Origin of the sequence: Bradyrhizobium sp. BRP22, from assembly GCF_020194175.1 — a bacterium.
GTDB lineage: Bacteria > Pseudomonadota > Alphaproteobacteria > Rhizobiales > Xanthobacteraceae > Bradyrhizobium.
Map to the genome: position 1 here is coordinate 94249 of NZ_JADYVX010000022.1, position 22171 is coordinate 116419.

The 22171-nt window shown below is 63.4% G+C and carries 22 protein-coding genes and 2 pseudogenes; 11 read left to right on the forward strand and 13 right to left on the reverse strand.

What is annotated here, in order from left to right:
* Window positions 1-183 precede the first annotated feature (183 nt).
* Window positions 184-1002, reverse strand: a pseudogene (locus I6F35_RS24975) (ATP-binding protein); the annotation flags it as partial.
* Between the two features lie 93 nt (window positions 1003-1095).
* Here I6F35_RS24975 and I6F35_RS24980 point away from each other — a divergent pair.
* Window positions 1096-1530 carry a hypothetical protein gene (locus I6F35_RS24980; RefSeq protein ID WP_225120309.1) on the forward strand — a complete coding sequence of 145 codons (435 nt, stop codon included), beginning with the start codon at window positions 1096-1098 and terminating at the stop codon, window positions 1528-1530.
* A gap of 3 nt (window positions 1531-1533) precedes the next feature.
* Here the strand turns inward: I6F35_RS24980 and I6F35_RS24985 are convergent, their stop codons facing one another.
* Both I6F35_RS24985 and I6F35_RS24990 read right to left on the reverse strand, forming a co-directional pair.
* Complete coding sequence (locus tag I6F35_RS24985) at window positions 1534-2037, reverse strand: hypothetical protein (protein ID WP_225120310.1); 504 nt, start codon at window positions 2035-2037, stop codon at window positions 1534-1536.
* Window positions 2038-2380: 343 nt separating this feature from the next.
* Entirely contained in the window at window positions 2381-3343 is a 963-nt protein-coding gene (locus tag I6F35_RS24990) for an IS1595 family transposase (protein WP_225120311.1), read from the reverse strand.
* 105 nt (window positions 3344-3448) lie between these two features.
* Here I6F35_RS24990 and I6F35_RS24995 point away from each other — a divergent pair, with 105 nt between their 5' ends.
* Entirely contained in the window at window positions 3449-3670 is a 222-nt protein-coding gene (locus tag I6F35_RS24995; RefSeq protein ID WP_225120353.1) for a helix-turn-helix transcriptional regulator, read from the forward strand.
* 269 nt (window positions 3671-3939) lie between these two features.
* Here the strand turns inward: I6F35_RS24995 and I6F35_RS25000 are convergent, their stop codons facing one another.
* The 6 genes and pseudogenes from I6F35_RS25000 to rsmI all read right to left on the reverse strand — a co-directional run bounded on the left by I6F35_RS25000 (window position 3940) and on the right by rsmI (window position 8949).
* Window positions 3940-4491: a hypothetical protein gene (locus I6F35_RS25000; protein WP_225120312.1), complete on the reverse strand. Its 552-nt coding sequence runs from the start codon at window positions 4489-4491 to the stop codon at window positions 3940-3942.
* Between the two features lie 158 nt (window positions 4492-4649).
* Window positions 4650-5378, reverse strand: a pseudogene (locus tag I6F35_RS25005) (magnesium chelatase domain-containing protein); the annotation flags it as partial.
* A gap of 110 nt (window positions 5379-5488) precedes the next feature.
* Window positions 5489-6460: an MBL fold metallo-hydrolase gene (locus I6F35_RS25010; RefSeq protein ID WP_225120313.1), complete on the reverse strand. Its 972-nt coding sequence runs from the start codon at window positions 6458-6460 to the stop codon at window positions 5489-5491.
* Between the two features lie 162 nt (window positions 6461-6622).
* On the reverse strand, window positions 6623-7570 hold the full coding sequence (gene gshB / locus I6F35_RS25015; protein WP_225120314.1) for a glutathione synthase: 948 nt from the start codon (window positions 7568-7570) through the stop codon (window positions 6623-6625).
* 28 nt (window positions 7571-7598) lie between these two features.
* The gene (locus tag I6F35_RS25020; protein ID WP_225120315.1) at window positions 7599-8009 is read right to left on the reverse strand and encodes a YraN family protein; all 411 of its coding nucleotides are present in this window, start codon (window positions 8007-8009) and stop codon (window positions 7599-7601) included.
* A complete protein-coding gene (gene rsmI / locus I6F35_RS25025; RefSeq protein WP_225120316.1) occupies window positions 7996-8949 on the reverse strand; it encodes a 16S rRNA (cytidine(1402)-2'-O)-methyltransferase in 954 nt (317 codons plus the stop codon). Before rsmI ends, I6F35_RS25020 begins: the two co-directional genes overlap by 14 nt.
* Window positions 8950-9242: 293 nt before the next feature.
* On the opposite strand from rsmI, the gene I6F35_RS25030 reads away from it, so the two are divergent.
* The gene (locus tag I6F35_RS25030) at window positions 9243-10457 is read left to right on the forward strand and encodes a penicillin-binding protein activator (protein ID WP_225120317.1); all 1215 of its coding nucleotides are present in this window, start codon (window positions 9243-9245) and stop codon (window positions 10455-10457) included.
* A gap of 9 nt (window positions 10458-10466) precedes the next feature.
* On the opposite strand, the gene hemW is transcribed toward I6F35_RS25030, so the two are convergent.
* From hemW to rph, 3 genes are read right to left on the reverse strand one after another with little or no spacing between them, the layout of a single operon-like run.
* Window positions 10467-11624: a radical SAM family heme chaperone HemW gene (hemW, locus tag I6F35_RS25035; protein WP_225120318.1), complete on the reverse strand. Its 1158-nt coding sequence runs from the start codon at window positions 11622-11624 to the stop codon at window positions 10467-10469.
* Window positions 11617-12246, reverse strand: a complete 630-nt coding sequence (gene rdgB / locus I6F35_RS25040; RefSeq protein ID WP_225120319.1) for an RdgB/HAM1 family non-canonical purine NTP pyrophosphatase — start codon at window positions 12244-12246, stop codon at window positions 11617-11619. Before rdgB ends, hemW begins: the two co-directional genes overlap by 8 nt.
* Before the next feature lie 10 nt (window positions 12247-12256).
* Window positions 12257-12970, reverse strand: a complete 714-nt coding sequence (gene rph / locus I6F35_RS25045) for a ribonuclease PH (protein ID WP_225120320.1) — start codon at window positions 12968-12970, stop codon at window positions 12257-12259.
* A gap of 161 nt (window positions 12971-13131) precedes the next feature.
* Here rph and hrcA point away from each other — a divergent pair, with 161 nt between their 5' ends.
* Both hrcA and grpE read left to right on the forward strand, forming a co-directional pair.
* The gene (hrcA, locus tag I6F35_RS25050) at window positions 13132-14220 is read left to right on the forward strand and encodes a heat-inducible transcriptional repressor HrcA (protein WP_225120321.1); all 1089 of its coding nucleotides are present in this window, start codon (window positions 13132-13134) and stop codon (window positions 14218-14220) included.
* A gap of 109 nt (window positions 14221-14329) precedes the next feature.
* Window positions 14330-14932 (forward strand): nucleotide exchange factor GrpE, encoded by a 603-nt coding sequence (grpE, locus tag I6F35_RS25055; RefSeq protein ID WP_225120322.1) that lies wholly within the window; start codon window positions 14330-14332, stop codon window positions 14930-14932.
* A gap of 13 nt (window positions 14933-14945) precedes the next feature.
* Here the strand turns inward: grpE and I6F35_RS25060 are convergent, their stop codons facing one another.
* A complete protein-coding gene (locus I6F35_RS25060) occupies window positions 14946-15881 on the reverse strand; it encodes a hypothetical protein (RefSeq protein WP_225120323.1) in 936 nt (311 codons plus the stop codon).
* A 421-nt stretch (window positions 15882-16302) separates the two neighbouring features.
* Between I6F35_RS25060 and dnaK the strand changes: the two genes are divergently transcribed.
* From dnaK to I6F35_RS25090, 6 genes are all read left to right on the forward strand, one after another.
* Window positions 16303-18201: a molecular chaperone DnaK gene (gene dnaK / locus I6F35_RS25065; protein ID WP_225120324.1), complete on the forward strand. Its 1899-nt coding sequence runs from the start codon at window positions 16303-16305 to the stop codon at window positions 18199-18201.
* A gap of 142 nt (window positions 18202-18343) precedes the next feature.
* Window positions 18344-19474 (forward strand): molecular chaperone DnaJ, encoded by a 1131-nt coding sequence (gene dnaJ, locus I6F35_RS25070; protein WP_225120325.1) that lies wholly within the window; start codon window positions 18344-18346, stop codon window positions 19472-19474.
* A 195-nt stretch (window positions 19475-19669) separates the two neighbouring features.
* On the forward strand, window positions 19670-20272 hold the full coding sequence (locus I6F35_RS25075) for an rRNA adenine N-6-methyltransferase family protein (RefSeq protein WP_225120326.1): 603 nt from the start codon (window positions 19670-19672) through the stop codon (window positions 20270-20272).
* A gap of 48 nt (window positions 20273-20320) precedes the next feature.
* Window positions 20321-20899, forward strand: a complete 579-nt coding sequence (locus I6F35_RS25080; RefSeq protein WP_225120327.1) for an NAD(P)H-dependent oxidoreductase — start codon at window positions 20321-20323, stop codon at window positions 20897-20899.
* A 6-nt stretch (window positions 20900-20905) separates the two neighbouring features.
* Window positions 20906-21616, forward strand: a complete 711-nt coding sequence (gene pyrF, locus I6F35_RS25085) for an orotidine-5'-phosphate decarboxylase (protein WP_225120328.1) — start codon at window positions 20906-20908, stop codon at window positions 21614-21616.
* A 20-nt stretch (window positions 21617-21636) separates the two neighbouring features.
* Window positions 21637-21939, forward strand: a complete 303-nt coding sequence (locus I6F35_RS25090; protein ID WP_225120329.1) for a DUF1330 domain-containing protein — start codon at window positions 21637-21639, stop codon at window positions 21937-21939.
* Window positions 21940-22171 lie beyond the last annotated feature (232 nt).

The following is a 22171-nucleotide window of genomic DNA, read 5'->3' on the forward strand; positions in this document are numbered from 1 at the left end:
GCTTATGGTTGGCGGAGGGTAAAGAGAACTGGTTACTTTCGTGTTGACGCGGCGCGCTCTAGAACTTCGGCTCTGATTGAATCAGAACCGAAGTTCTAGATTCTTGTTTTGACGCGTTTTCTTCACGCGAACCGGTGTCCACCCTCGGATCAAGTCCGAGGGCATGCTTCGCTCGAAAGCGCTCTACGCTGCGCGCCTAATGTCGTCGGCCAGCGCGCGGTAGGACAAGGCTTCCGCCAGATGCAATCGACCGATCTTCTCCGCGCCGTCGAGATCGGCGAGCGTGCGCGCGACGCGCAGCACGCGGTGATAGCCGCGCGCAGTCAGCCGCATGGTCTCCGCGGCATCGCGCAACAGCTTCTGCCCTTGCGCGTCCGGTTGCGCGACGGTCTCAAGCACCGACGATGGCGCCTCGGCATTGGTGCGGACGTTGGGCATGCCGGCGGCGGCATAGCGTGCAAGCTGGATGTCGCGCGCCTTGGCGACCCGCGCCGCCACTTCCGCCGATCCTTCGGCAGGCGGCGGCAGGATCAGATCGGCGGCGGTCACCGCCGGCACCTCGATCCGCAGATCGATGCGGTCCATCAGCGGACCGGAGATGCGCATCTGGTAATCGGCCGTGCAGCGGTCGATCGGGCCGCGCTTGCAGGCATAGCCGGGCTCATAGGCATGACCGCAGCGGCACGGATTCATTGCCGCCACCAGCATGAAGCGCGCCGGATAGGTGACGCGGTGATTGGCGCGCGAGACGGAAACCTCGCCTGTCTCCAGCGGCTGGCGCAGCGAGTCCAAGACGCGCGGATCGAATTCCGGAAGTTCGTCGAGGAAGAGCACGCCCTGATGCGCCAGCGAGATCTCGCCGGGCCTGGCGCGCACGCCGCCGCCGGTGAGCGCGGCCATGCTGGCGGAATGATGCGGGCTGCGGAAGGGCCGCCGCGCGGTCAAGGCGCCATCACGGATCTCGCCCGCGACCGACGCGATCATCGACACTTCCAGGAGTTCCGGCATTAGGTAGCAAACTCACCTTCCAACCTGTCGGCCTCGCTGCCTCCCTCCCTTACGATATTGCAGGTACCTGCAAACGGGAGCGAGGCAATGAACGAATTTGTCCTAGGCGGACTGGTAAAGAAACGGGCTGAGTTGGCTGGCGATATCGAGCGTACCCATGAGGCCCTACGGAAGATGGTCTTGGACCTAGAGGCCTTGGACGCGACAATCGTCCAGTTCGATCCGGACTTTGAGGTTGAGACCATCAAGCCCAAGGCCTTCCGGCCGCCAAAGGATTGGAGCAACCGGGGCCAGATGTCCCGGATTATCCTGAGCGTGCTCAGGCAGGCCTCAGAGCCACTGACGACGCGGGATATCGCCTTACAGCTACTTGTCGAAAGGGCCTTGGATAAGAGCGATCAGAGGCTCTTGCGGCTCATGACGAAGCGCGTCGGAGTCGCGCTCCGTGGACAGCGGGAGAATGGTCTTGTCCGGTGCGATCAGGGGCCGGGGCAGTACATGCTTTGGGAAATTGCGCGGTAACTATCAGAACGCTGGGCGACGTTGGAGGACAGCGGCCGGATTGGAAAGCTCAGACATGAGCCAGAGTGTTTCGGGGCACATCCATTGCAACAGGGTTCGGATATTGCGGTACTCCTCTACGGGACCCTTATCGAAAATGGCGTAGTGGTGCATGACGGAATTTCTAAATTTCCGAAGTCGCTCTAATCTCTTGTAAACCTCGTCACGGCTAAAACCCTGCGGAAGGTGCGGAAATGCACTTCCAACACCATCAGGCCAGAGAATAAATTCCAAGCTCCGCCCCAAGAGGTTTTGCCAGAAGCCAAAGGACATTCCCGCAACCACGTGATCGGGGGTAAAAGACCTGCCGCGTTTCTGCCGTTCATCGGCCGCGGTCTTGTTGATTTCCGCCTTGTGCCGATCAGGGATGATGTTAGTGAACCTTTGTCTGTCAAACCAGTTCTCTCCATAGAGGTCAGTCAACTGGCGGTGGATGGCATTTCTCAATGCAACCTCTGTGAACTGCACTGGAATGTAGAATTCCTCACACAGTCTGGCGTTCCATACATATAGCCTAAGTGCATGATTTTTATCGCCCTTTCCAGCGGAAAGATAGCGTCTAAGACGAGCGGGTGACATAGTGGACTCAATCGCCGCCAAAACGTTAGGCATAGGTGAGAAGGGGTATTGCATCGAGACTCGCGTATGATAGAATTCTCGGTACGTGCCGTGGGGCGGATCACTGCGCAGATGCGCAAATCTCCTGCGGACAAAAGCGGGCCGGACCTTCGGGTGCCGGCCCTACTTTTTTGTCCTGCAATCAGTAGTACGTCAAAGTATTTGCTTCGGCTCTTGGTTGTCTAGTCAGACATCAGCGCGTTGACCGCTGCCAATAACCTTTCCACTGCCGAGAAACAGGATGCTGTAGCGCCGCGTCCGTAGCCATCAAGTACTGCTCGCCATTGCTGACGCGGCGGTTGTTTTCGCGCCAAGCCATCTCGCGCGCATAGGCCGAGAGGTACGGACCAGCAACATGATGGTGGATGCCGATCTCGGCGCGGCGCAAACGGGAGAAGAACGACTCCGCTTGATTGGTGCAGGCCTCGCCATCCGAGTAGGCCTCACTGTGATTGATCCGCTTCGTCAGGAAGCGAGCGTGCAGGGCATCCCAATGCGTTGCCTCGTCAGCGTGAACGATGCTGCCGGGCGTCACGGTGCGAGCAATCGTCACCACGGCAGCATCTTCGGTCTTGAAGACGAAGGGCAGCGTGCGGCCGCCGCGCTCGCGCATAATGACGACGACGCGGCGCTTGCCGGTCTGGTTGGAGATAAGGCGACGGTCGCGACGGTTAGCCTTGTAATTGGCAGGGCGGACATGGCCGCCGAAGTAAGCGCCGTCCACCTCGACCTCGCCCGAGACGGTCGCGCCGTTGGCCTCTGATGCCATCGCCTCACGGATTTTGTGAGCCATCACGAAGGCCGTCTTGTACTGGCAATCCAGGTCGCGGCTCAGTTGCAGAGCGCTATGGCCCTTCGCGCCGTTCACGAAGATGGCGATTGCCAAGAGGTAGTCGCGGATGGGGAGCTTGCGGCTGGCGAAGATGGTCCCGGACGTGACGCTGAATTGGTGATTGCAGGCCTTGCACTTGAACAGCTTGCGCGTGGTGTAGGTATAGACCGCGACACAACCGCAACGGGGGCAAACCGGCTCACCGTCAGTAGCGGCCCAACGAACCAGTTTGAAGGTCTGGTAGGCTTCCTCGTCCGACAAACGGGCGACCTTCGCTAAACTTAGCGACCTCGCCTTTGCCGTGAGAAGGAAGTGTTGCGACATGAGACCAACGTTTTCCGTTGACCTCATTGATAAGCGCTGAAAGTGATGGTGTCAACGAAAAACGTTGACCTTGACTATTATGTTGACTGTCAACATATTCCGGTGATGACGCCGGAACAGTGTCGAGCCGCCCGAGCATGGCTAAATTGGCCTCAAGACGCGCTTGCAAAAGCCGCGAACGTGGGCGTTTCGACGGTACGGGACTTTGAGGCAGGGCGCCGGGAGCCGACGAGAAACAATCTAGCGGCAATGAAAGCTGCTTTGGAGACCGGAGGGATTGCATTTGTTGACGATGATAAGCAGCTAGGGATTGTCGCGCCGCGTTAGCTGTGATTCTATAGGCGTTAGGAACGCGCAACTAAGGCTTGGACCCCCTAGCTGCACGGGTACTCTGGACGGCGCCCAACTCCGGTGGAAGGGAGCGGGCGTGGCCCCTTATGGAAGGGGGCTGTTTGGACTGAGCCCGGCCCTTGTGGAAGGGGCCGGAGGTGGAGGTAGCGGGACTTGCACCCGCCGGGGACGGAGCTGGACAACTCACCCCTGCACTGTGCACCCCCAATTTCTCAATAAAAGCCGGGGCCGAAAGGCTCCGGTTTTTATTTTTCGGTCTCGGTTGTCTCCTTATGGGGGGCATCCTGACGGGACGACCACGGAAAATCCTTTGGGATCATGTAGACAGAGCCGTCCTTCGCTAGGCGGCCATCCTTCCACATACGCCAAGCGGTAGGGCCGACATCCTCAGACTTGACGGATGGCCACCATCGCTTCCCGATGGCAATCTGCATCTCTCGCGGCTCAAGACCTTGCTTCCCTTGAGCGTGAGCCTCTCGCAGCAGCGCCAAGATCATGTTCGGGGTGGTGGGTGTGCCCTCAGGCTTCCCTGACGTCTTGGTCTCAATGACTGTAACGCCTTCCGGGCCATAAGAGATTAGATCAGGCTGAACGGCGCCAAATCGCGAAAGCACCCGCTCTGCGGATGCAAGTTCCTGGTCTTCAGTTTCCAGGGCGCGCATGCGCGTTCGGAGATCGTCCAGCTCGGACGCGATCTCCTTCCGGCGGTGCAGCAGCATTGCATACGGGTCGGTGCTCATGAGCAACATATGAACCCGCGCATTGATGCCGTCAAGTTCCGGTATGTGATTTATCATGGAATGTTCCGCTTTTTTTCACACCATAAAGATGGTGGAACCTGTGGATAACTCGTGAGTCCGACGCGCCGCACCTTGACTCGCGAATCGTGTGAAGGGCCGCCAACTATGGCAGCCTCATTGACGTAATTGGCTTGGTGAGTTTGCTACCTAATGCCGAGGAGTTCGGACGGCGACAGCGGCGGCAGGATCGAGGGCAGCCGCGCCGCCACCATCGATTTGCCGGCGCCGGGCGAGCCCATCATCAGCAAATGATGTCCGCCGGCGGCGGCGATCTCAAGCGCGCGCTTGGCGCTTTCCTGGCCCTTGATGTCGCGCAGGTCGAGCAACGTCTCCTTCTGCTCGTGTACTTTGGGTGAGGGGCGCGACAGCACCTGCGTGCCCTTGAAATGGTTGGCGATCTGGATCAGCGAGTGCGCTGCTATGATCTGGATGTCCGGGCTTGCCCATGCCGCTTCGGAGCCGCAGGCGGCGGGGCAGATCAGCCCTTCGTCGCGCGAATTGGCGCCGATCGCCGCCGGCAAGACGCCCGCGACCGGCGCGATCGAGCCGTCCAGCCCGAGTTCGCCGAGCACGGTGAAGCCGTTGAGCGCATCCGGCGGGATTGCCCCGATCGCCGCCATCAGCCCCAGCGCGATCGGCAGGTCGTAATGGCTGCCTTCCTTGGGCAGGTCGGCCGGGGCCAGATTGACGATGATCCGCCGCGCCGGCAGGGCGAGGCCTGAGGCGATCAGCGCCGAGCGAACCCGCTCGCGCGCCTCGGAAACCGCCTTGTCCGGCAGGCCCACGATCGCAAACGCCGGCAATCCCGGCGCGACCTGCACCTGCACATCGACCGCGCGAGCCTCGATCCCCTCAAAAGCGACGGTGGAAACGCGTTGAACCATGCTGCCCCCTTGCCGGAACCAAGGGTAGCCGAAGGCAACGCCGAGCGCAAGAACATTACAGGAACATGAGCTCCGGGACCAGCGCTCGGCTGTCCCGGAGCCCGCGCAGCCTACAGCGTCATCTGCATCGGTTCGGGATAGTATTTGAAGCCGTCGCCGGCCTTGGCGACGTGGCCGTAGCCGGGCCAGGCGAAGTGGTAGGACATCACGGGGATCTTGTTGGCCGCCAGCATCTCCAGCAGCTTCACCCGCGAGGCTGCCGCCTGCTTCGGGTCGGTATCGTAGGAGAATTCCATCCGCGGCCGCTCGAGCAGCAGCACGGACTGGTGCGAGAGATCGCCGAGGAAGGCGAACGATTTGCCGGCCGAACTCACCATGAAGATATGGTGGCCGACGGTGTGGCCGGGCGCCGCGATCGCCTGCACGCCGGGCAGGAATTCCTGGCCGTCCTTGAAGAACACCAGGCGGTCCTTGACCGGCAGCAGATTCTTGCGCGCGTGAACGACGAAGTCCTTCAGCGGGCTGCCCATCTTGCCTTCGTCGGTCCAGTAATCGAAATCGCTCTGGGCGATATAGACCTGCGCGTTGGGGAACAGCGGCTTGTCATTGGCGCCGACGATGCCGCCGATGTGGTCGATATGCGCGTGCGAGCAGACGACGGCGTCGATGTCCTCAGGCTTGATGCCGGCTTCCGCCATGCTCTTCTGCTGGCGGCCGGTGGTCGGACCGAACGCTTTCGACGTGCCCATGCCGGTGTCGAACAGGATCAGCTTGTCGCCGGTGTTCACGATCGGCGAATTCTGCTCCAGCACGACATTGTCGGGCGAGAGGAAGTGCTCCGACAGCATCTTCTTCACTTCCTCCTTCGGCACGCCGGTGAAGGTGCCGGAGGGATCGCCGAGCGGCAGCGGGCCGTCGGAGACGACGGTGACTTCGGCATCGCCGAGAATGAAGCGGTGCCAGTAAGGTGTTTGCGTGCCGAGCTTCGGCGCGCGCGCCAGCGCGCTGCCGCCGAGCAGCGTGCTCGCGCCAAGCCCGGCGCCGAGCGCGAGCAGTGACCTTCGCGAGACGTTGATTGTCATGCTTTTCCTCCAACGGTTCTTATCGGGTTGTATTTTTGGCAAGTCGTCGCGTTGCCGCCCGCGGACAGGTTCTGCCCCACGGCCCGAAGGCGGGCGCAACCATGCTGCGCCCGCGGCCGCAAGCTGACAAGAGGTCTCAGAGAAAAGGGAAGGCCGTGAGGCTCACGACTTCGCGCGCTTCGCCTCGATGACGTCCCAGATTCTGGCGCCCACGTCCGGGCCGCCGAGTCGCTGAATCGCGCGGATGCCGGTCGGCGAGGTGACGTTGATCTCGGTGAGGTAGCCGTCGATCACGTCGATGCCGACGAACAGCAGGCCGCGCTCGCGCAGGGCCGGGCCGAGCGTCGCGCAGATCTCGCGCTCGCGGTCGGAAAGGTCGGTCGACTGCGCCGCGCCGCCGCGCACCATGTTCGAGCGCAGGTCGTCCGCCGCCGGCACGCGGTTGACGGCGCCGGCGAATTCGCCGTCGACCAGGATGATGCGCTTGTCGCCATGTTTGACCTCGGGAAGGAAGCGCTGGATCACCCACGGCTCCTTGAACGTCACCGAGAACATGTCGAACAGCGAGCCGAAATTCATGTCCTGCGGCATCACGCGGAACACCGCGGCGCCGCCATGGCCGTGCAACGGTTTCATGACGACGGCGCCATGCTCGTCGCGGAACGCGTTGATCTCGCCAAGGTCGCGCGAGATCAACGTCGGCGGCATCAGTTGCGGAAAGTTCATCACGAACAGCTTTTCCGGCGCGTTGCGGACGCTGGCGGGATCGTTGACGACCAATGTCTTCGGGTGAATGCGTTCGAGGAAATGCGTCGAGGTGATGTAGGCGAGATCGAACGGCGGGTCCTGCCGCAACAGGATCACGTCGAAATTGGTCAGCGGCTCGCGCTTGGGCTCGCCGAGGGTGAAGTGATCGCCGACCTCGTCACGCACGGTAAGAATCTGTACCGGCGCAACCAGCTCATCGCCGCGCAGCGAGAGCTTGTCCGGCGTATAATAGGAAACGCCGTGGCCGCGCTTCTGCGCTTCAAGCAGCAGCGCAAACGTCGAATCGCCGCGAATGTTGATGCGCTCAATCGGATCCATCTGGACGGCGACGTTCAATTTCATGGGCTTTGAGTCCGGTCTCTCGAGGAAGTCAGGTGCTGGCGTCGAACGCCGCCAACAGATGGCGCGGCAGGTGCCTGGGCGCAATCAGCATGGCGTCGAAACGCATATCGAATTCCGCATGTTCGGGATGCGCCATCAGCCAGGCTTGGGCCGCGGCGACGATGCGCTGCTGCTGGCGCGGCGTGACGGCATAGGCGGCCTCATCAAGGCTGGCGCGGGCTTTGACCTCGACGAAGGCGAGCAGGTTGCGCTTGCGCACCACCAGGTCAATCTCGCCATAGGGCGTGCGGAAACGCTTGGCGAGGATGCGGTAGCCCTTCGCCATCAGATAGGCCGCGGCGCGGCTTTCGGCCGAAAGCCCGGTGCGAAATGCGGCAATGCGTTCGGGTGATGCCAGCTTCGCGACCGCTTCCGGCGGCGAGCCGTCACTCTTGGCCATCATCGCCTCGCAGTTCTTTCGCGAGCTCGAGGGCGCGGGCATAGACCTCGCGGCGCGGCCGGCCGGAAAGCTCGACCGCATGCGCAACCGCATCCTTGACGCTGTCGCGCGTGAGCGAGGTGCGCAGCAGGTCGTCGAGTTGATCCTGCCCCATCGTCTGCGCATCCGCCGGCGGCGGACCGATCACCAGCACGAATTCGCCGCGCGTCTCCAGCCTATCCCTGGCCGCTGCCAGTTCGGCGATTGGGGCGCGCGTGATCTCTTCATGCAGCTTCGTCAGTTCGCGGCAGATCGCGGCATCGCGTCCGCCCATGATCGCCGCAAGGTCTGCAAGCGTCTCCTGCACGCGGCTGCCGGATTCGAACAGCACCAGCGTTGCATCGATCCTGGCGAGCTCAACGAGGCGCGTGCGCCGGGCCTGTTCCTTCGCAGGCAAGAAGCCCTCGAAGAAAAACCGGTCGGTCGGCAGCGCCGCGACCGACAGCGCCGTCAGCACCGACGATGCCCCGGGCACTGCGATCACCTGATGTCCGGCGGCACAGACCTCGCGCACCAGCTTGAAGCCGGGGTCGGAAATCAGCGGCGTGCCGGCGTCCGAGACCAGCGCGATCGCGGCGCCCTCGGCCAGGCGCTGCAGCAATCTTGGCCGCGCCTGGGCCGCATTGTGCTCGTGGTAGGGGGTCAGCTCGGCCGTAATCGTGTAACGCTCGGTCAAACGGCGGGTGATGCGGGTGTCCTCGCACGCGATCAGGTCGACGCCGGCGAGCGTCTCCAGCGCGCGCAGGGTGATGTCGGCGAGATTTCCGATCGGCGTTGCCACCAGATGAAGGCCGGGAACCGGCTTTGGCGCGTTCAGCACATGGCCCGAGACGGAAAATGTCCTGTTGGGGACACCCATCTCGGCGTCAGCGCCGTATCTTGAGCTGGCTTTTGCGCGCATAATGCCAATCTAGAGCATGATCCGGACAAGTGGACACCGCTTTTCCGAAAGATCATGTTCAAACGAGGAGGGGCAGCGCTGGCGCCACAGCATGCTTGCGTCCTGCAGAGCGGGGGCGACTGTGCTGCGCACATGGGTGAAGGGGTTCGTGGTCCACAGCCGGCAGCGCCGTCATGGGACGATAAACCCTTTGTTTTGGTTAACTATTCGCCGACAATATGCCTGATTCCATGTCCCCTTTGTTGGGCGGTTGGAAGCCCGGCCGAGCGCGGTCGGTCAAGAGAAGAGACGAGATGGTAGGGCCGCATAGTCGCAAACCGCAATCCTCGGGTCCGCGGGGTTCCGCCGCGACGCGACGGACGGCGCTCGGCCTGATGCTGGGTGCTCCCTTGCTGGCCGCCTGTTCGGGAGTGCAGCAGACTCTCAGCCAATTTACCTCGTCGCAGCCGGAGGCTCCCGCCGGCCCGCAGCAGCAGCCGCAGGCGATCGGCAACGGCCAGGTCAAAGTCGGGCTGATCCTGCCGCTGTCGGCGGCCGGCAATGCCGGCCTCGCCGGGCAGTCGATGAAGAACGCCGCTGAACTGGCGCTGGCGGAATTCCAGAACCCGAACATCCAGCTCCTGATCAAGGACGACAGCGGCAGTCCGCAAGGCGCCTCGCAGGGCGCGCAGCAGGCCCTCGGCGAGGGCGCGGAGATCATCCTTGGCCCGCTGTTCGCCCAGTCGGTGCCGGCCGTCGCGCAGGTCGCGCGCGGACGCGGTATCCCGGTGATCGCGTTCTCGACCGATTCGAGCGTCGCGGGACGAGGCGTCTATCTCCTGAGCTTCCTGCCGGAATCGGACATCAACCGGATCATCGAATATTCCGCGAGCATCGGAAAGCGTTCCTTCGCTGCGCTGGTCCCCGACAATGCCTATGGCAATGTGGTCGAGGCGGCCTTCAAGCAGGTGGCCGGCCGCAGGGGCCGCGTCGTCGCGTTCGAGAAATACGGCGCAGACCGCGCCACGCCGGCACGTACGGTGGCGCAGTCGCTTGGCCAGGCCGACGCGCTGTTGCTCGCCGATGACGGTGATTCGGTGGTGGCGACGGCCGACGCGCTGACCGCAGCCGGTGCCAATTTGCGCAACATCCAGCTCTTAGGGACAGGCCTGTGGGACAATCCGCGCGTGTTCGCAAGCCAGGCGCTGCAGGGCGGCCTGTTTGCCGCGCCGGACCCGTCCGGCTTTCGCAGCTTCGCCGGCCGCTACCGCAGCAAATACGGTTCTGAACCCGTGCGCACCGCGACGCTTGCCTATGATGCCGTCGCGCTGGTCGCCGCGCTGGCGCGGACGCAGGGCGGGCAACGGTTTGCGCAGGAAACGCTCACCAATCCGTCCGGATTTGCCGGCATTGACGGCCTGTTCCGTTTCCGCGCCGATGGCACCAATGAGCGCGGACTTGCGGTGATGAAGGTCGCCAGCGGCGGTACGCAAGCGGTCGCAGGCTCACCGAAGAGCTTTGGGGCGTAATTGGCCCGGCTACGCGGCTAAATCCGCGACCACGGCATCGAGCACCGGGAATCCAGACTTCGTCACCCGCAGCCTTCCGTCGGCGTCGACGATGATGGCGCCTTCTTCGCGCAGCAGCGCGATGCGGCGCGGGTCGAGTTCGCGGCCTGAGAGCGAGGCGTATCGCTCGGGGTCGATGCCCTCGGCGAGACGTAGTCCCATCAGCAGGAATTCGTCGGCGCGCTCTTCGCTGTTGAGCACGTCGTCGGTGACGACGCCGCTGCCATTGGTTTCGACCCGCATCACCCAGGCTTCCGGGCGCTTCTCGGTCGCGGTGGCGTGGCGCCGGCCGTCGATGTCGAGGCGGCCATGCGCGCCCGGGCCGATGCCGGCATATTCGTCGCCACGCCAGTAGATGAGGTTGTGCCGGCATTCCGCACCGGGTCGGGCGTGATTGGAAATTTCGTAGGCCGGCAGGCCTGCCTGCGCACAGACTTCTTGCGTCACGTCGTAGAGCGCGCGCGCGACGGCCTCGTCCGGCGTCTGCAATTTGCCCGCGGCATGCAGGCCGAAGAACGGCGTGCCTTCCTCGATGGTGAGTTGATAGAGCGACAGGTGCTCGGCAGCTTCGGCGATCGCATGCTTCAGCTCGTCCGCCCACGTCACGGGCGTTTGATCGGGCCGGGCGTAGATCAGGTCGAAGGAATAGCGATCGAAGGACTGGCGGGCGACGGCGACCGCATCGAGTGCCTCGCGCGCGGTGTGCAGCCGCCCCAGCGCCTTCAGCGAGGCATCGTCAAGCGCCTGCACGCCGAGTGACACGCGGTTGACGCCGGCGGCGCGATAGCCGCGAAACCGTGTCGCTTCGACGCTCGTCGGATTGGCTTCCAGCGTCACCTCGACATCGGAAGCGACGCGCCAATATTTGCCGATCGCATCCAGGATCGCGCCGACCGTCTGCGGCTGCATCAACGACGGTGTGCCGCCGCCGAGAAAGATCGAGGACACGTCGCGGCCGGGCACGCGCGCCGCGGTGGTCTCGATCTCGCGCGCAAAGGCGCGGGCAAACCGTTCCTCGTCGATCGGTGTATGCCTGACATGGCTGTTGAAATCGCAATACGGGCATTTCGACAGGCAGAACGGCCAGTGCACATAGACGCCGAAGGCTGCCTGGTCCCGGTCAGTCAAGGCATATCTCCGCCAGTTTGACGAAGGCGCGGGCCCGGTGCGACAGGCCGAGCCCGAGCGGCGGCAGCCCATGCTTCTCGATGCTCGTCATCTCGCCGAAGGTGCGGGTGTGTCCGTCGGGCAGGAACATGGGGTCGTAGCCGAAACCAGCCGTGCCGCGCGGCGGCCACACCAAAGTTCCGTCGGCGCGCGCCTCGACCTCCTCGAGATGCCCATCCGGCCAGGCCACACAGAGCGCGGAGACGAAATGCGCTTTGCGTTGGTCGGTCGTGGTCGCGCCGCGCTCCTGCAACAGGCGTTCGATCCGCGTCATCGCGACGGTGAAATCCTTGTTCTCGCCGGCCCAGCGCGCCGAATAGATGCCGGGAGCGCCGTCGAGCGCGTCGACCACCAGCCCGGAATCGTCGGCAAAGGCCGGCAGACCGGTGGCCTTGGCTGCGGCAATCGCCTTGATCGCGGCATTGGCGCGAAAACTGTCGCCGGTCTCTTCCGGTTCGCCAAGGCCGAGATCGCCAGCCGAGGTCGCCTCTACGCCATGCGGCGCCAGCAATTCGCGCATCTCGGCCAGCTTGCCGGGATTGTGGGTCGCGATCACGAGCTTTCCAGTGATTCGGCGGTGCATGACCTATTGACTACGCCACCGCCATTTTCTGCAAGTCGACCAGACGCGCGACTCCCTTGCGCGCCAGCGCCATCAGCGCCAGGAACTCCTCCTGCGAGAACGGCGTCTTTTCCGCCGTGCCCTGCACCTCGATGATGCGGCCGTCGCCCGTCATCACGAAATTGGCGTCGGTCTCGGCCTCCGAATCCTCGGCATAGTCGAGGTCGAGCACCGGCGTGCCGTTATAGATGCCGCAGGAGATGGCCGCGACGTTGTCGCGCAACACGTTGGTTTTCAGCATGTTGCGGGCCTTCATCCAGTTGATGCAGTCGGCAAGCGCGACCCAGGCGCCGGTGATCGAGGCGGTGCGGGTACCGCCATCGGCCTGCAGCACGTCGCAATCGACCGTGATCTGGCGCTCGCCCAGCGCCTCCAGGTCGATGGTGGCGCGGAGCGATCGGCCGATCAGGCGCTGGATCTCGATCGTGCGTCCGCCCTGCTTGCCGGCGGAGGCTTCGCGCCGGGTGCGTTCCAGCGTGGCGCGGGGCAGCATGCCGTATTCGGCCGTGACCCAGCCGCGGCCCTGGCCCTTCAGCCAGGGTGGCAGGCGGTCTTCCAGGGTCGCGGTGACCAGCACATGGGTGTCGCCGAATTTCACCATGCAGGAACCCTCGGCATATTTGACCACGCCGCGTTCCAATGAGACGGGGCGCAGCTCGTCCGGTGCACGGCGGCTTGGCCGCATGGGGAATCCTCCGGGAATTCGAGCGATATGGCTGGCGGTGCTTGTAGGAGCGGGCAGGCGGTGCGGCAAGCCTTTTGGCCACTTCCGAGGTGGTAATGCACGCTTGTCACCGGACGTGTGGATGGTCAAATTAGAGCCAGTTGTGAGGGAGTTTGTTACTGGTGGCTCAACACGAACCGGTTGGTTTGATCGCGCCGCACGCTGGGCTTGCCCAGCTCAACGAGCGTTCGCGCGACATTTTCCGTCAAATCGTCGAAAGTTATCTGGCGACCGGCGAGCCGGTCGGCTCGCGCAACATCTCGCGCCTGATCGCATTGCCGCTGTCGCCGGCCTCGGTGCGCAATGTGATGTCCGATCTCGAGCAGCTCGGCCTGATCTACGCGCCGCATACCTCCGCCGGCCGGCTGCCGACGGAGCTCGGCCTGCGTTTTTTCGTCGATGCGCTGATGCAGGTCGGTCACCTCTCGGAGGCGGAGCGGCAATCGATCCAAAGCCAGCTGGCGACGGTCGGCCGCGCGCAATCGGTCGAGGCCGCGCTCGACGAGGCCTTGATCCGGCTGTCGGGCCTCACCCGCGCGGCGGCCGTGGTGCTGACGCCGAAATCCAATTCGCGGCTGAAGCATATCGAGTTCGTGCGGCTGGAGCCGGAACGTGCGCTGGTGGTGCTGGTCGGCGAGGATGGCCAGGTCGAGAACCGGGTGCTGACCTTGCCGCCGGGAGTTCCATCCTCGGCGTTGATCGAGGCCACCAACTTCCTCAATGCGCGCATCCTCGGACGGACGCTCGCCGAAGCACGGCTCGAGCTCGAGACCGCGCTGGCGCAAAGTCGCGCCGACCTCGATCAATTGACGCAGAAGGTGATCTCGGCAGGACTCGCAAGCTGGTCGGGTGGCGACAATGAAGACCGGCATCTCATCGTGCGCGGGCACGCCAATCTGCTGGAGGACCTGCATGCGCTCGAGGATCTCGAGCGCATCAAGTCGCTGTTCGACGATCTCGAGACCAAGCGCGGCGTGATCGATCTTCTGGGCCGCGCGGAAAACGCCGAGGGCGTGCGGATCTTCATCGGGTCCGAGAACAAGCTGTTCTCGCTCTCCGGCTCCTCGACTATCGTCGCGCCCTATAGCGATGGCGCCGGCCGTATCGTGGGCGTGCTCGGCGTGATCGGGCCGACCCGGCTGAATTATGCGCGCGTGATCCCGACGGTGGACTATGCCGCGCGCCTCGTCAGCAGGATCCTGGGCGGCTAAACCCCCGAAACACGGCTGGTTGCGCTTGATTTTCGTTGCCTAAAGCACGATATCCCGGCCAGCCAATCCCTAAATGTTGACCAGACGCGATTTTTCGAAAAGGCAAGCCATGACCGATCCGAACCGGCCGAACGACAACGCCGAGAACCCGGCGCAAACCGGCGAGCCCGTGGTCTCGAAGCCTTATGTCATGCCCGACGATCCCGAGCAGGGATCGGTGGAGGCCTTGACCAAGGAGCTCGACGAAGCGCGTGATCGGACGCTGCGTACGCTGGCCGAGATGGAGAACCTGCGCAAGCGCACCAGCCGCGAGATCGCGGATGCGCGTGCCTACGGCATCACCGGCTTTGCCCGCGACATCCTCGATATCGCAGACAATCTCCAGCGCGCCCTCGATGCCGTCCCGGCCGAGGCCAAGGCGGCGGCCGACCCTGGCTTGAAGGCCCTGATCGAGGGCGTCGAACTGACCGAGCGTTCGCTGCACGCCACGTTGGAGAAGAACGGCGTCAAGAAATTCGATCCCACCGGCGAGAAGTTCGACCCGAACTTCCAGCAGGCGATGTACGAGGTTCCCGATCCCTCAGTGCCATCGGGTACGGTGGTGCAGGTCGTGCAGGCCGGCTACACGATCGGCGACCGCGTGCTGCGTCCCGCGCTCGTCGGTGTCTCCAAGGGCGGCGCAAAGACAGCGCCGGCTTCGGCCGCACAGTAGTACTGAACCGGCGTCAGCGCGGCTCAATCCCGTCGCGCACGCCGCGGAAGCGCGGAAATGCGGTCGACCATTGCGTGCGCGGCGAGGAGCCGATGATGCGCAGCGAGGTCTGCGCGCCGAAGCGCAGCCATTGCACGATGGTCACCGGCGTACTGTCCTTGCCGCTGACGGCATCGATCCGCGTCTCGTAGCCCGGCTGGCCATCGATGCGGATCGGCTCCGACATCGTGATCCGTCCGTCGCGCACGCCGGGAATCGTGGTCGCGATCTGCTGGGCAAAACGGCCGCGGTCATCGGGAGAGGCGGCGGTCGAGCCGATGATGCCGATGATCATGAAAGGCGCCACCTCGAACCCGCTCTTCTCGTCGCCATCGGCGAGGATCAGTGCAGCGCCCGGCGCCAGTGTGCGGACGTTCTTGAAATTCGACAGTTCGGTGATCTTGAACGGCATCAGCCCGAGCTGCTCGTCGACGGGAACCTGATCCCGGATCGCAGCGGTCGAAAACATCTGGCGGACGGCGTCGTCGGTATAGATCCTGGCGGCATTCTCCGGGACCTGCATGGCGATATAGCCGGAGAAGGTCGGGCCGGGCAGGATCATCGAATAGCGCCGCACAGTGGTGGCGCCGTCCTTGGCGCTCTCGACCGTGTAATAGGCGAGACCGGCCGATGTCTCGATGCTCTCCGGCTTGATCCCGCCGGTGCCGCCCGGATTCGCCTTGAAGGCGTTGGCGACCTCACCATAGGCCTCCGCCGGCAGGTCGGTCACCAGCACCTTGACGCCCTGGTCCTCGGTCTCGAAGCCGGTGAACGCCTTGGCGCGATTGAGCCCGACCAGCGGCTTCATCCCGACCCTGGCGCCCGGCGGAAAGACCACGTCCGCGGCAAAGGCGGGAGATGCGGCGGCAATGAACAGGGCGACCGCGGCGAGGAGGCGAATGGGGTTCATGTCAAGGATCTACCGGGTTTGGCATTGAGGCCGTTCAATGGGCGGCCGGTGCGGGCCGCAAGCTGTCGGACCTCGTTCAGTCGGCCCGCTTTTAGCGGTTTTGATGGCCCGGCGACAGGGGCGGGCGGCTTCATGCCGCCTGAGGGCACAGGGTGCAATGCCGCAGCTTTCTTGCGCATCCGTTAATGTTGGCCGAGGCGGACCAGGCCGGGGTCGAGGCGGTCTCGGCCCGGACTGATACAATCTTTCAAACGCCAGTCTTTTCAGGCCTCAAGGTTGCGTCCAGTCCTTGCAGGCCTAACCCCCCCTCCTATATGAGGCTCATCGTCGCAATATCGCGAGCATTTGAACGTGTGGGGGTTCGGTTCGGTGCGCCGCCAGGGCCCAGCCAACCTGCCTTAGAAAGAAGGAAATCAGAACCATGGGAAAGGTCATTGGGATCGACCTCGGCACCACGAATTCGTGCGTCGCCGTAATGGATGGCAAGAACGCGAAGGTCATCGAGAATTCCGAAGGCATGCGGACGACGCCGTCGATCGTTGCCTTCACCGATGATGGCGAGCGCCTCGTCGGTCAGCCGGCCAAGCGCCAGGCGGTGACCAACCCCGAGCGGACATTCTTCGCGGTGAAGCGCCTCATCGGCCGCCGCTATGACGACCCGATGGTCGAGAAGGACAAGAAGCTCGTCCCCTACAAGATCGTCAAGGCATCGAACGGCGACGCCTGGGTCGAGGCCGACGGCAAGACCTATTCGCCGTCCCAGGTCTCCGCCTTCATCCTGCAGAAGATGAAGGAGACCGCGGAAGCGCATCTCGGCCAGAAGGTCGATCAGGCCGTCATCACGGTTCCGGCCTACTTCAACGACGCGCAACGCCAGGCCACCAAGGACGCCGGCAAGATTGCGGGCCTTGAAGTGCTGCGCATCATCAACGAGCCGACCGCGGCCGCGCTCGCCTACGGTCTCGACAAGACGAAGTCCGGCACCATCGCGGTCTACGACCTCGGCGGCGGCACCTTCGATATCTCGATCCTGGAGATCGGCGACGGCGTGTTCGAGGTGAAGTCGACCAACGGCGACACCTTCCTCGGCGGTGAAGACTTCGACATGCGGCTGGTGAATTACCTGGCCGACGAGTTCCAGAAGGAGCAGGGTATCAACCTGCGCAACGACAAGCTCGCCCTGCAGCGCCTGAAAGAGGCCGCTGAAAAGGCCAAGATCGAATTGTCATCGACGACGCAGACCGAGATCAACCTGCCCTTCATCACGGCCGATCAGACCGGGCCGAAGCATCTGACGATGAAGCTGACCCGCTCCAAGTTCGAAGCGCTGGTCGACGACCTCGTGCAGAAGACGATCGAGCCCTGCCGCAAGGCGCTGAAGGATGCCGGACTCACTGCCGGCGAGATCGGCGAAGTGGTGCTGGTCGGCGGCATGACCCGCATGCCCAAGATCCAGGAAGTGGTGAAGCAGTTCTTCGGCAAGGAGCCGCACAAGGGCGTCAACCCGGACGAAGTCGTCGCCATCGGTGCTGCGATTCAGGCCGGCGTGCTGCAGGGCGACGTCAAGGACGTCCTGTTGCTCGACGTCACTCCGCTGTCGCTCGGCATCGAGACGCTGGGTGGCGTGTTCACCCGCATCATCGACCGCAACACCACGATCCCGACCAAGAAGAGCCAGGTGTTCTCGACCGCCGAGGATAATCAGAATGCGGTCACCATCCGCGTCTTCCAGGGCGAGCGTGAGATGGCGGCCGACAACAAGATGCTCGGTCAGTTCGACCTGATGGGCATTCCGCCGGCCCCGCGCGGCATGCCGCAGATCGAGGTGACCTTCGACATCGACGCCAACGGCATCGTCAACGTCTCGGCCAAGGACAAGGCGACCGGCAAGGAGCAGCAGATCCGGATCCAGGCATCCGGCGGCCTCTCCGAGACCGATATCGAGAAGATGGTCAAGGACGCCGAGGCCAATGCGGCCGAGGACAAGAAGCGGCGCGAGGCGGTCGACGCCAAGAACCATGCGGACGCACTGGTGCATTCCACCGAGAAGGCGCTGGCTGAGCATGGCTCGAAGGTCGCCGACAATGAGCGCCGCGCCATCGAGGACGCCGTCAGCGACCTGAAGGAAGCGCTGAAGGGCAGCGATGCCGAGGCGATCAAGGCCAAGACCAACGCGCTGGCGCAGGCTTCGATGAAGCTCGGCGAAGCAATGTACAAGCAGCAGGCCGAAGGCGATGCCGCCAAGGACGCTGCGAAGGATGATGTCGTCGACGCGGAGTTCACCGAGGTCGACGACGACAAGAACAAAAAATCTGCTTAAGACACGGGCGTAGGATGATGACCCCCATGCCAAGAGGGCGCGCAGCGTCTCCATGGATGGGGGTCATTTTTCGTTAAGCCGAACACTGCATCTTGCCGACCGCATGGCTCGGCATGAGGATGAATTCGGGCGGGTTTGACTGATGTCCACCAAGCGCTGCTATTACGAGACCCTCGAGGTCGATCGGAACGCGGACGAAACCAAGCTGAAAGCGGCTTTCCGCAAGCTCGCGATGAAATGGCACCCGGACCGCAATCCCGGCGATGCCACGAGCGAGGTCAAGTTCAAGGAAATCAACGAAGCCTACGAGGTCCTGAAGGACAACGACAAGCGCGCTGCTTATGATCGCTACGGCCATGCCGCGTTCGAGCAGGGCATGGGCGGTGGCGGTCCGGGATTTGGCGCGGGCTTTGCCTCTTCCTTCTCCGACATTTTCGAGGACCTGTTCGGCATGGCCGGGCAGCGTCGCAGCGGCGGCCGCGAGCGCGGTGCCGATCTTCGCTACAACATGGAGATCACGCTCGAGGAGGCGTATCTCGGCAAGACCGCGCAGATCGAAATTCCGGTTTCTGTCACCTGCGAAGCCTGCTCCGGCACCGGCGCCAAGGCCGGCACCAAGCCGAAGACCTGTTCGATGTGCGGCGGCGCCGGCCGTATCCGCCAGGCCCAGGGCTTCTTCACGCTGGAGCGCACCTGCCCCGGTTGCCAGGGCCGCGGCCAGATGATCGAAGATGCCTGTCCGTCTTGCTCCGGCTCCGGCCGGGTCACGCGCGACCGGACGTTGTCGGTCAATATTCCGCAGGGCGTCGAGGATGGCACCCGCATCCGCCTTGCGGGCGAAGGCGAAGCCGGCGTCCGCGGCGGCCCGCCCGGCGACCTCTACATCTTCCTGTCACTGACCCAGCACCCGTTCTTCCAGCGCGACGGCGCCGACCTGCACTGCCGCGTGCCGATCTCGATGGTCACGGCGGCCCTGGGCGGCGAGTTCGAGGTGCCGACCATCGACAAGGGCAAGACCAAGGTGAAGGTGCCGGCCGGAACGCAATCGGGCCGCCGATTCCGCATTGCATCAAAGGGCATGCCGGTGCTGCGATCGCGCCAGACCGGCGACATGTATGTCCAGGTCGTGGTCGAAACGCCCCAGAATCTGACCAAGAAGCAGCAGGAATTGCTGGCGGAGTTCGAAAAGCTCTCTTCCGGCGCGACGCAACCGGAAGCAGTGGGCTTCTTCTCGAAGGTCAAGGACTTCTTCGGCACTCGGACGGGTACCTAGCGTGGCGGAAGAAGCGGTCCGGCGGTGTGCGCAATGGCGCTGAAATCCAAATCGGTGCATGGCCTTATCGCAGAACCGCGTCGCGGTTTGGCGGATCGGATGCGCGGCCGATCTGCTTGACCATAACGGTTTCGACCTATACCTCTTTGTGACTGTTTTCTGACAGCCGCTTGCGCGGTCCCGCCTGGTAGCGACATGCCCCTGCAATCGTCCGTGCGTCCGTTGAAGAAGCCCCGTCTCGATGACGAGGTCCGCTTCCTCCGGTCATGGATCGAAAAGCCGCTGCACGTAGGCGCCGTGATGCCGTCGGGGCGACTGCTGGCGCGCACGATGGCGCAATATGTCGACGTCAGATCGGAAGGTCCTGTCGTCGAACTTGGTCCGGGGACCGGTGCGATCACCAACGCACTGATCGAGCATGGCGTGGATCAGAAGCGTCTCGTACTGGTCGAATACAATCCCGGCTTCTGCGCGCTGCTGCGCGAGCGCTATCCGCAGGCCAAGGTCGTGCAGGGCGATGCCTACCGCCTTCGGGACTCGCTCTTGAACGTGTTGAATGCGCCGGCTGCGGCGATGGTCTCCGGCCTGCCGCTGGTCACCAAGCCGATGATCACCCGCCTGAGGCTGATCCGCGATGCCTTCATGGCGCTGGCGCCGGGGGCTCCCTTCGTCCAATTCACCTATTCGGTCGTCCCGCCGATCCCGAAATCGCTGCCGGGCGTGTCCACAGAAGCTTCCGAGCGGATCTGGATGAACCTTCCGCCCGCGCGGGTCTGGGTGTATCGCAAAGGTCGATGATCCCCGCGCATCGCGCGCGGCGGGTCTGCCGAACGCGATTCAAAAATAATGTCTGCGCTGAAAATACTTGTGATCCCGGGGTCGCTGCGATCAGGCTCGCTCAACGCGAAGCTCGCGGCCGTGGCGGCCCATGAGCTCGCGCAGGCGGGCGCCGAGGTCAGTCGCATCTCGCTATCGGATTTTCCGCTGCCGATCTATGACGGCGACCTGCAGGCGAAATCGGGCGTGCCGAAGAACGCCGTCAATCTCAAGCGGATGATCGGCGCGCATCATGGCGTGCTGATCGTGACGCCGGAATATAATTCGTCGGTCCCGCCGCTGGTCAAGAACACCATCGACTGGGTGAGCCGCGTGCAAGATCCGCATGAGGTTCGTGGCCAGGTGTTTCGCGATCGTGTGTTCGCGATCGCCGCCGCTTCCGGCGGCCGGCTCGGCGGCAGCCGCGCGCTGGCCGCGCTGCGCCTCATCCTGTCCGCCTGTCAGGCCACCGTGATCCCGAACCAGCTCGCGCTGTCATTCGCCGAACATGCCTATGACGATATGGATCACCTGAAGCATCCCGCAGATATTGAGGCGATGCAGGCCATGGTGCGGCAATTGATCGACCTGTCTCAACGCATGATGTGAGGTGACATGCAGCCAGCCGATATCGCCCAGAAGGACCGCTTGATCGTGGCGCTCGATTTGCCCAGCATCGCTGCGGCGGAAGCGATGATCGCAAGGCTCGGCGACAGCGTGCACTTCTACAAGATCGGCTACCAGCTCGCCTATGCCGGCGGCCTTCCGCTGGCGCGAGAACTTGCAAGCTCCGGCAAGAAGGTCTTCATCGATCTCAAACTGCATGACATCGGCAACACGGTCGCGCGCGGCGTAGAGAGCATTGCGTCGCTCGGCGCGACGTTCCTCACCGTGCACGCCTATCCGCAGACCATGAAGGCTGCGGTGGAGGCGCGCGCCGGATCGAACCTCAAGATCCTCGCAGTCACGGTGCTGACCTCCTATGACGACAACGATCTGCACGCCGCAGGCTATCGCTTCAATGTCGCCGATCTCGTCGAAGCGCGCGCGCAGCAGGCGCAAGTGCTCGGCGTCGATGGGCTGGTGAGTTCGCCGGAGGAGGTATCTTCCTTGCGCAAGATCGTCGGGCATCAGATGAAGCTGGTGACTCCAGGTATCCGTCCAACCGGTGCCGCGAGCGGCGACCAGAAGCGCATCATGACGCCGTCGCGTGCGATCGCCGCCGGAGCGGATTATCTGGTGGTGGGCCGGCCGATCCTTGAAGGTGCCGACCCAAAAGCTGCCGCAGAGGCCATCCAGGCTGAGATTGCGCAGGCGCTTGAATAATTAACAAAGGAGAAGAAGAGATGGCCAAGGGATACTGGATCGGACGCGTCGACGTTCACAACGAGGAGGGTTACAAGCCTTACATCGCCGCCAATCCGGCTATCTTCCAGAAATTCGGCGGCAAGTTCATTGTGCGCGGCGGCAAGTTCACCGCGGTGGAAGGCCAGAGCCGCTCCCGCAATGTCGTAATCGAGTTCCCCGACTATGAAACGGCGGTGGCCTGCTATCGCTCGCCGGAATATCAGGCCAACGTCAAGGTTCGGCAGCCGCATTCGATCGCCGATCTCATCATCATCGAGGGCTACGACGCACCGCAGTCGTGAGCGAGTATTCTTCGCGAGCGGACACATCCCGGATTGTTACATGATGTCTTGAGTTGTGATCTCAATCTGAACTGCCGCGAGCGTCGAATAACTGACGTCACGCCGTCATCCAACGACGCGTAACCACATCCTTCTCTTTGATCGTCCTGGAACAAGCGGGACGAATTGGTGCGCCATGATGCGGCGTGTCGATATGCACGCTCCGTTTCTTTTGTATCCAAATGGGGATTGC

Excerpts from the sequence above, each read along its gene's own strand:
- I6F35_RS24980 (WP_225120309.1), top strand. The coding sequence starts at position 1,096 with ATGAACGAATTTGTCCTAGGCGGACTGGTAAAGAAACGGGCTGAGTTG.
- I6F35_RS24990 (WP_225120311.1), bottom strand. The coding sequence starts at position 3,343 with ATGTCGCAACACTTCCTTCTCACGGCAAAGGCGAGGTCGCTAAGTTTA.
- I6F35_RS24995 (WP_225120353.1), top strand. The coding sequence starts at position 3,449 with ATGACGCCGGAACAGTGTCGAGCCGCCCGAGCATGGCTAAATTGGCCT.
- I6F35_RS25000 (WP_225120312.1), bottom strand. The coding sequence starts at position 4,491 with ATGATAAATCACATACCGGAACTTGACGGCATCAATGCGCGGGTTCAT.
- I6F35_RS25010 (WP_225120313.1), bottom strand. The coding sequence starts at position 6,460 with ATGACAATCAACGTCTCGCGAAGGTCACTGCTCGCGCTCGGCGCCGGG.
- gshB (WP_225120314.1), bottom strand. The coding sequence starts at position 7,570 with ATGAAATTGAACGTCGCCGTCCAGATGGATCCGATTGAGCGCATCAAC.
- I6F35_RS25020 (WP_225120315.1), bottom strand. The coding sequence starts at position 8,009 with ATGGCCAAGAGTGACGGCTCGCCGCCGGAAGCGGTCGCGAAGCTGGCA.
- rsmI (WP_225120316.1), bottom strand. The coding sequence starts at position 8,949 with ATGCGCGCAAAAGCCAGCTCAAGATACGGCGCTGACGCCGAGATGGGT.
- I6F35_RS25030 (WP_225120317.1), top strand. The coding sequence starts at position 9,243 with ATGGTAGGGCCGCATAGTCGCAAACCGCAATCCTCGGGTCCGCGGGGT.
- rdgB (WP_225120319.1), bottom strand. The coding sequence starts at position 12,246 with ATGCACCGCCGAATCACTGGAAAGCTCGTGATCGCGACCCACAATCCC.
- rph (WP_225120320.1), bottom strand. The coding sequence starts at position 12,970 with ATGCGGCCAAGCCGCCGTGCACCGGACGAGCTGCGCCCCGTCTCATTG.
- grpE (WP_225120322.1), top strand. The coding sequence starts at position 14,330 with ATGACCGATCCGAACCGGCCGAACGACAACGCCGAGAACCCGGCGCAA.
- I6F35_RS25060 (WP_225120323.1), bottom strand. The coding sequence starts at position 15,881 with ATGAACCCCATTCGCCTCCTCGCCGCGGTCGCCCTGTTCATTGCCGCC.
- dnaK (WP_225120324.1), top strand. The coding sequence starts at position 16,303 with ATGGGAAAGGTCATTGGGATCGACCTCGGCACCACGAATTCGTGCGTC.
- dnaJ (WP_225120325.1), top strand. The coding sequence starts at position 18,344 with ATGTCCACCAAGCGCTGCTATTACGAGACCCTCGAGGTCGATCGGAAC.
- I6F35_RS25075 (WP_225120326.1), top strand. The coding sequence starts at position 19,670 with ATGCCCCTGCAATCGTCCGTGCGTCCGTTGAAGAAGCCCCGTCTCGAT.
- I6F35_RS25080 (WP_225120327.1), top strand. The coding sequence starts at position 20,321 with ATGTCTGCGCTGAAAATACTTGTGATCCCGGGGTCGCTGCGATCAGGC.
- pyrF (WP_225120328.1), top strand. The coding sequence starts at position 20,906 with ATGCAGCCAGCCGATATCGCCCAGAAGGACCGCTTGATCGTGGCGCTC.
- I6F35_RS25090 (WP_225120329.1), top strand. The coding sequence starts at position 21,637 with ATGGCCAAGGGATACTGGATCGGACGCGTCGACGTTCACAACGAGGAG.